Below are 3062 nucleotides of genomic sequence, written 5' to 3' on the forward strand. Positions count from 1 at the left end.
GCACGCTGAATACACTCCTGGGTGAGCAGTCGTCCGGCTCCCTTTCCGCGATGGGAAGGGGATACTGCCAGCAAGCGAATGGATGCCCACTGGGGCGGAAACAGCCTGCCGTCAGACTTACCAGGAGCAAAGTACGCCACTGTCCCGACGAGGTGACAATCCTCCTGTGCCACGATTAACTGAGCTACCTCGGCTCTCTTTGCGACTTGGGACAAATTCCCCTGCATCACCTCCCAGTCACCGGGCGCTAGGGCGCGTGCGTACTCCTGGTAAGCTGCAACTGAGATTTGCTCGATTTGGGTGAAATCGTGTGACAGGGCGTTCCGAATCGCGATCGCCATATTTTATGTTTGCCTCTCTGATTTGAACTCTACGAAGTTTTTTTGGTTGCACTGATTCGGTGCTGGCGCGAAGCTAAGAACCCAGCACTGAGTATCATCAATCCTGCTAGGATGCTGGCTTTAAGGTACGAAAGTGCGATCGCCTTGCTTACGGTTTCCCCAGCACTAACTCTAAAGTGGCATTGCGGATAGAGGTAAAGTACTGTCCAACTTCTTGGTTTGACAAAGACACTATCGTAAGCCCTCGATTAGGTAAGTACCACAGCGCAGCAGCAGTCCCGATGCCACTCCCGCTGATTCGCCATGCTTTTCCCCAAGGGGTGTCGTTAGACCAAATCCCCAACCCATATCCGAAACCGTTTCCCAAGTCGATAAAGGTAAGCATTTCCTTGAGGGTGCGAGGCTTCAACAATTTACCCCGGAAAAGTTTATCGCCAAAGCGAATCAGGTCTTGCGTGTTAGAAACCATTGTGCCAGCAGCCCATGCTACTGACATATTTACAGATGTAAGATCCTCATCAATTCCATCCTGAGGGTAGATATCCCAATATGCATGAACGATTCCCCCCGGAACGCTATCGGTTCTAGCAGTAAAAAAGGTATTTTTCAGCCCTAAGGGTTTAATAATTCGATTTTCTATTTGGCTAGCTAGGCTGGAATTTGTCGCCTTTTCAACGATCATCCCTAGCAAGATAAAACTAGTGTTGGGATAGACCCACTTCCCAATCGTTGGTTGTCGTCCGTAAATGTAGGAAACAAGCTCCTCTGGCTTCCAGTCTCTGTATGGATTCTGAAGGATATCCTGCCAAATCGCGCTGTCGTCGGCTAAGTAATCGTAGATGCCGCTGGTGCCGTTCAAGAGTTGGCGAATTGTAATTTTGTTACTGTTCGGAATATTTTTGGCAATTGAAGGAAGCCATTTGTCTAAAGTATCGTCTAATTTGAGCTTTCCTTCATCCACCAGTTGCAGCACAACGGTTGCCGTAAATGTCTTCGTGGCGCTCCCGATGCGGAATTGATCCTGTGGAGCCACAGAGGTTCCCGTTGCCAGGTCAGCTACACCACTAGACCCAAACCATTGTCCGTCGTCGCGGCTGGCGATCGCTAAAGTTGCACCAGCTACTCCTCCTTTACCTGGAACTCCCGCTGCCAAGCGGGTTTTGTCCAGTGTTACTTGGAGTTGGCGAGCGAGTTTGTCAGATACAGTGTTTGTCGGTGAGTTGCTGTGTTTTTGAGCCGTTAGCAATGAAATAAGATTTGAGCTGCCTGCCTTTGGTGCTGTCGTGCTTGACACTGCTTTACTAGCAATCGCGGTGCTGCCTGAGATACCAAGAACCACGGTTGCGGCAACAGCGACTGATGCAGCTATTTGAGAAAAGTACATATTCGCCATTCCTTGTCAAGTACAATTTTTGCTTGGGTTAGTTTTAGTTTGGCGAAAGAAAGCTATACAATTCCAGATCGAAACTCGATCGAAAAGCGATCAATTTCTAACGGCTAATAGTCACTCTTGCATTAGCCATTGGCTTGTCTTCAAAAAGCGACACGCTTGATATTAGTTTTCCAGTCGGTCGATTTCTTGATGCCACATAATCTCTGTGACTCGCACAATTCCTGCCTTCAAATGACGGCGAAAGGTGCCGATTGATATATCTAATATTTCTGCGGCTCGTTCCTGGGATGGAGCGGGGTGCAGGTAGGCGCGAGCCAAAGCGCGATAAAATTTGGCTTCGCGGGGCGATCGCTGTAACGATTCAACCGCTTCTTGCAACAGCGCTTGTAAGGCGGCAATTCGTTCGGCTGCACGAGTATTGGTGCCTGCACGTTCGATAACCAGATGCGATCGCGCTAAAGGATTATGTAATAGTGCCTCCGGTCGCACGAAATCCCGCAAAGCTTGATGCACCGCAGAGGCAAATTCAGATTGGCTTAAAGGGGAATTGGGAAGTGGTAATGAGGAATGGGGGATTGGTATTCCCTTCCCTTGCCTAATCTCCCCTTCTCCTGGTGGAGCGATCGCGATCGCCCAAGCTGGCAGTTCCAACAAATCATTGAATACGGGAGAAACTCGATAATTGTGTGCGGATACACCATAACGCCGTCCACCCACTTCAAAAGATGTTTCTGGCAGCAACGGCATATTGGCTGCCGTACAAAACAATTCCCAGAAATCCGGTCGAGCGATCGCAGTAAAAATAAAAGCTAAGCCGGGAGTCGTGACGCAGTGCCGAAAAATTTTGATAAAGATGAGGCTTTGAATTTGGGAAACAGCTTGATAAGTATCAGCAGCCATCCAAAAGCGGCAGAACGTAGCCTTCTCACCAAGTTGTAATGCTCCCTGCTTCTGGATATAATTCCACACCGCCTGAGTAGCGGGGTCAACTTGTAAATCTTCTAAACTAGCTTCATCCAAAGCCAGCATCATCATAAAGCCTAGAGGAGTTCCCCCTTCCGACTGGCGAAACACCAACACTCCTTGAGGCTGTCGCGCCAACCAATGTGCTAAAAGCTGGGCAGAAGCTTCCCCCTCGTGAGTCGCCACCATCTCCATCAGCACCGAGCGATCGCTCTGGCGCAGGGTGTCGGTCAGCAAGTTGTTGTCTTGCCATAAGTAGCTAGGATGATTTAAACCTAAAACGCTCTAACGTATATCCCCCTTGTTCACTCCGTGATTCCATGCCGTCCATTACAGCCAGGGCTAAATCATATTCATTGTCGAAC

At 49.2% G+C, this 3062-nt stretch carries 3 protein-coding genes; all 3 read right to left on the reverse strand.

Annotated features, from left to right (window positions below; genetic code table 11):
• A partial coding sequence (locus H6F50_RS00485) for a GNAT family N-acetyltransferase (RefSeq protein WP_190425107.1) occupies positions 1-341 on the reverse strand: 341 nt, incomplete at its 3' end.
• Positions 342-489: 148 nt separating this feature from the next.
• Positions 490-1725, reverse strand: a complete 1236-nt coding sequence (locus H6F50_RS00490; RefSeq protein WP_190425110.1) for a serine hydrolase domain-containing protein — start codon at positions 1723-1725, stop codon at positions 490-492.
• 171 nt (positions 1726-1896) lie between these two features.
• Entirely contained in the window at positions 1897-2934 is a 1038-nt protein-coding gene (locus H6F50_RS00495; protein WP_190425113.1) for a hypothetical protein, read from the reverse strand.
• Positions 2935-3062: the final 128 nt, after the last annotated feature.

Source organism: Coleofasciculus sp. FACHB-712 (assembly GCF_014695635.1).
In the GTDB taxonomy this organism is placed as follows: Bacteria; Cyanobacteriota; Cyanobacteriia; order Cyanobacteriales; family FACHB-T130; genus FACHB-T130.

Excerpts from the sequence above, each read along its gene's own strand:
- H6F50_RS00490 (WP_190425110.1), bottom strand. The coding sequence starts at position 1,725 with ATGTACTTTTCTCAAATAGCTGCATCAGTCGCTGTTGCCGCAACCGTG.